This is a genomic window from Streptomyces himastatinicus ATCC 53653 (genome assembly GCF_000158915.1).
Lineage (GTDB): Bacteria > Actinomycetota > Actinomycetes > Streptomycetales > Streptomycetaceae > Streptomyces > Streptomyces himastatinicus.
Map to the genome: position 1 here is coordinate 3,644,210 of NZ_GG657754.1, position 5,073 is coordinate 3,649,282.

Annotated in this window: 3 protein-coding genes; all 3 read right to left on the reverse strand. The window is 73.3% G+C overall.

From position 1 onward, the window contains the following. Positions 1–407 (reverse strand): beta-ketoacyl synthase N-terminal-like domain-containing protein (locus tag SSOG_RS14830; RefSeq protein ID WP_039937609.1); only part of this gene is annotated, 407 nt, incomplete at its 3' end. Positions 408–468: 61 nt separating this feature from the next. Beyond that, entirely contained in the window at positions 469–3,219 is a 2,751-nt protein-coding gene (locus SSOG_RS57465) for a type I polyketide synthase (protein WP_050799869.1), read from the reverse strand. A gap of 13 nt (positions 3,220–3,232) precedes the next feature. Further along, a partial coding sequence (locus SSOG_RS46765) for an acyltransferase domain-containing protein (protein WP_106516398.1) occupies positions 3,233–5,073 on the reverse strand: 1,841 nt, incomplete at its 5' end.

Genomic DNA, 5,073 nt, shown 5'->3' on the forward strand with positions numbered 1-5,073 from the left:
TCAAGCGCCTCCCACGACGTCTCCAGCAGCAGCCGCTGCTGGGGGTCGGTGGCCAGCGCCTCGCGGGGCGACATCCCGAAGAAGTCCGGGTCGAACTCGGCCGCGTCGTAGAGGAAACCGCCCTCCCGGGCGTACGTCTTGCCCTGCCGGTCCGGGTCCGGGTCGTACAGGTCCTCCGCGTCCCAGCCACGGTCCGGCGGGAAGTCCGAGACCGCGTCGGTGCCGCTCGCGACCAGGTCCCACAGCTCCTCGGGCGACCGCACACCACCGGGGAAGCGGCAGCCCATCCCCACGATCGCGATGGGCTCGGACTCCTTGGCCTCCAGTTCATCGAGGCGGCGGCGGGCCTGGCGGAGGTCGGTGGTCGCCAGTTTGAGGTAGGTGCGGAGTTTTTCCTCGTTGGACATGCGAATCAGCTCCCCGTAAATGACATGCGGAAGAAAACGGCCGGATTCCGTGGTGGTCGGGTCAGGATTTCCTCAGCTCGTTTTCCAGGGCGCTGAACAGCTCGTCGTCCGAAGCCAGGTCGAGATCGCCGTCTTCGTCGTCGTCCTGCGGTGTCGACGCCCCGCCCGTATCGCCCAGCTTCGCCAGGAACGACTTCATGCGCACCATGATTTCCATGCGCCTGACCTCGTTCGAGGCGATGGCCGTCAGCGCGTTCTCCAACCGGTCCAGCTCCGCTGCCGCGGTGGCCGCGGCCTGGTCCGCCACCTCGTCCGCGTCCCCGTCGAGCGGCAGTTCGGCGCGGACGTACGTGGCGAGCGCGGCGGGGGTGGGGTAGTCGAAGATGAGGGTGACGGGCAGCCGCAGCCCGGTCGCCGCCATCAGCCGGTTACGGAATTCGACCGCCATGAGCGAGTCGAAACCGAGGTCCACGAAGCCGCGGGCGGGCTCGACGGTGGACGTGGTGGCGTGGCCGAGCGTGTTCGCGGCATGGGTCCGCACCAGTTCCAGCAGGGTGCGCTTGCGCTCGGGTTCGTCCAGCCCGGCCAGCTGCCGCTTCAGGGCGGACACGCCCTCCGGCCCCGGCCCCGCTCCCGGCCCCGATCCGTCACCTGCGGACACGGCACGTCGGGCGGGCAGGCGCACCAGGCCGCGCATCACGACGGGGATGGCGGCCGGGTCCGCCGGGCGGCTGAGCGCGGCGCGATCGAACCGGATGGGCAGGACGGCGGCGTCGTCCAGGTGCTGTGCGGTGTCGAGCAGTTCGAGGGCCTGGTCGGTGGGCAGCGGGATCATGCCGCCACGTACCAGGCGCCGGACGTCGGTTTCGGTGAGGTCGCCGGTCAGGCCGCTGATCTGGGCCCAGAAGCCCCAGCCAAGGGACACCGCGGGGAGGCCCTGCGCCCGCCGGTGCTGGGCGAGTGCGTCGAGGAAGGCGTTGGCGGCGGCGTAGTTCGCCTGGCCGAGGCTGCCGAAGGTGGCGGACGCGGACGAGAACAGCACGAACGCGGACAGATCCATCTCCCGCGTCAGCTCGTCCAGGTGGACCGCCGCGTCGAGCTTGGGCCGCAGCACGGTGTCGAGGCGTTCGGGCGTGAGGGACGAGACGATGCCGTCGTCCAGCGTGCCCGCGGCGTGGACCACCGCGGACAGCGGACGCTCGGACGGAATGCCCGCCAGCAGCCCGGCCAGCGCGTCGCGGTCGGCCACGTCGCAGGCCACGACCTGGGGCCGCGCGCCGAGTTCCGCCAGCTCAGCGGCGAGGGCGTCCGCGCCCGGAGCCGCGGGCCCGCTGCGGCTCACCAGCAGCAGGTGCCGTACGCCGTGCGCCACCACCAGGTGGCGGGCGACCAGCCCGCCGAGGGTGCCGGTGGCGCCGGTCACCAGCACGGTGCCCGTACCGAACGCGGCCGACTGCGCATCGGACGACTGAGCAGCGGCCGACTGTGCGTCGGACGCGGGCTCCTCAGCGGATACGCGGGTCAGGCGCGGTACGCGTACCCCGCCCGCCCGCAGCGCCAGCTGCGGTTCGTCCTCCCCCGCCGCCCACGCCAGCGCGCCCGGCAGCGCCTCCCAGGAGACCTCCGCACCGTCGGTGTCCAGCAGGACGAACCGGCCAGGGTTCTCCGTCTGCGCCGACCGCAACAGCCCCCACACCGGAGCCGCCGCCAGATCGGTCACGTCCTCGCCCGGCCCGGCCGCCACCGCGCCCGATGTCACCAGCACCAACCGCGACCCGGCAGCCGCGAACCGCTCATCCGCCTGCCATGCCTGTACGGCGTCCAGCGCCCGGTGCAGCGCGTTCCGTACGGCCGCGGCCGTACCCCCGTCGCCGGTGCCGGTGCCGCAGTCGGTCAGCACGAACGACGGCAGCGTGTCGCCGTCGGCCACGGCAGCCCCGAGAGCCTCCAGATCGTCGTACGGCTTGCCCACGGCAAGGTCCGGGCTCAGGGCCGAGGCCATGCCGAGCGCGTCGTCGCCGACGATCGCCCACGACGGGCCGGAGCCGCCGGGCTCGTACGCCACCGGGCGGGCGGACGCCTCCCAGGCGACCCGGAACAGCGCGTCGTGGCGCCGTCCCCGGATGCGGAGGGCGCTCTCCAGCTGCTCGGTGTCGACCGGCCGCATGATCAGCGATTCCACCGAGGCCACCGGACGGCCCGTGGTGTCCGCGAGCGTCAGCGACACCGCGTCCGTGCTCGCCGCGGGCGACACCGTCACGCGCAGCGCCGTCGCCCCGGCCGCGTGCAGGGACACGCCGCGCCACGCGAACGGCAGGCGGACCACCGGTGTGGTGTCGCCCTCCTGCGGCGGCTGCGCGCCGACGGCACCCAGGCCCACCGCGTGCAGCGCCGCGTCGAGCAGCGCGGGATGCACTCCGAAACGGGTCCCGGCCGCCTGCTGGTCCTCGTCCAGCGCGACCTCGGCGAACACCTCGTCGCCGCGCCGCCACGCCGCCCGCAGGCCACGGAAGGCCGGGCCGTACCGGTATCCGGCGGCGCCCAAATCCTCATACAGCGCACCGCACTCGACCGGGGTCGCCCCCTCCGGAGGCCATACGGCCGACTCGGGTCCGCGCGCTTGCGCACCGGTGGCGAGCACACCGGTGGCGTGGCAGGTCCACTCGTCGCCGTGCGGTGCGTCCTCCGGCCGCGAATGGACGCTCACGTCGCGTCGTCCGGAGTCGTCCAGCCCGCCGACCGTCACCCGCAGGCACACCGCGTCGGCTTCCGGCAACACCAGCGGGGCGTGCAGCGTCAGCTCCTCGAACACATCGCAAGCGAACTCAATTACCGGCCCGCACCGCCAGCTCGACGAAGCCGGTGCCGGGCAGCAGCACCACGTCACCCACCGCGTGATCGGCCAGCCAGGCGTGGGTACGCGTCGACAGCCGACCCGTGAACACCACACCCGACGCGTCCGGCAGTTCCACGGCCGCCCCCAGCAGCGGGTGTTCGGCCGATGCCACCCCCAGACCCGATACGGCAGCCTCGCCGCCACCGTATGCCCCGTCCAGCCAGTAGCGGCGCCGCTGGAAGGCGTACGTCGGCAGCTCCACCCGGGACGCGCCCGTGCCCGTGAACACCCGGGGCCAGTCGACGTCGACGCCGTGCACCCACGCCTCGGACAGCGAGGCCACGATCCGGTCCAGCCCGCCGTCGTCCCGCCGCAGCGTGCTCACCACCGCGGGGGCGGACCGCTCCGGGTCCTCCAGGGTTTCCAGCACCCCCATCGTGAGGATCGGGTGGGGGCTGACCTCGACGAACACTCCGTGTCCGTCGTCCGCCAGGGCCCGGACGGTCTCCTCGAACCGCACCGGCTGCCGCAGGTTCCGGTACCAGTACCCGGAGTCCAGCTCGGCGGTGTTGAGCGGAGCGGCCGTGACGGTGGAGTAGAACGGCACCTCGGCGGCCCGCAGCTCGACACCGGCGAGGATCTCCGCCAACTCGCCTTCCAGCGACTCGACATGGGCCGAGTGCGCGGAGAAGTCCACCCCGGGGACGTTCCACCGCATCACCCCGGCCTTCGCCAGGACGGCCCCCAGCTCCTGTAGCGCGTCCGCGTCACCGGAGACCACGACCGCCTTGGGGCCGTTCACCGCGGCAATCGAGATACGGTCGCCGAACGGCTCGATCCGCTCGCGTACCCAGTCCTGCGAGGCCACGATCGACAGCATCCCGCCACGACCGGCGATCGCCAGCAGCGCGCGGCTGCGCAGCGCGACCACGCGGATCGCGTCCTCCAGCGACAGCACACCCGCCACACACGCGGCAGCGACCTCGCCCTGCGAGTGGCCCACGACCGCCGACGGCTCGACGCCGTACGAACGCCACACCTCGGCCAGCGACACCATCATCGAGAACAGCACCGGCTGCACCACATCGACCCGTGCCAACGCCGCCTCGTCCGCGAGCGCGTCCCGCAGCGACCAGTCGACCAGGCCGCTCAGCAGCCGTTCGCACTCCTCCATCCGCTCGGCGAACACCGGCGACGACTCCCACAGGTCCCGGGCCATGCCCGCCCACTGCGAGCCCTGACCGGGGAACACGAACACCACTCGGCCACCGTTGCCGGTCTCCTCCGGGCCGGTGACGACGCCGGTCGCCGCCTCGCCACGCGCCAACGCGCCCAGCCCGTGGAGGAGTTCGGCGCGCGTGCCACCGGTCACCACGGCGCGGTGTTCCAGCGCCGCCCGGCCCGACGCCAGCGACCAGCCCACGTCCACCGGCGAAAGACCGGCGTCGCCCTCGACCCGGGCCAGCAGCCGGGCCGCCTGCTCGCGCAGGGCCGCCGCACCGTGCCCGGACACCATCCACGGCACCGCGGGCAGTTCGATGGTCGGGGTTTCCGGTGCGCTACGGGGCTCCTCCTCCGCGTCCGCGTCCGGATCCGGGGCCTGTTCGAGGATGATGTGCGCGTTGGTCCCGCTCACCCCGAACGAGGACACCCCCGCCCGGCGCGGACGCCCCTCGGTCTCCGGCCATTCCCGCGCTGCCGTCAGCAGCTCCACCGCACCCGACGACCAGTCCACCTTCGTGGACGGCTCGTCCGCGTGCAGGGTGCTCGGCAGCACACCGTGGCGCAGCGCCAGGACCATCTTGATGACACCGGCCGCGCCCGCGGCGG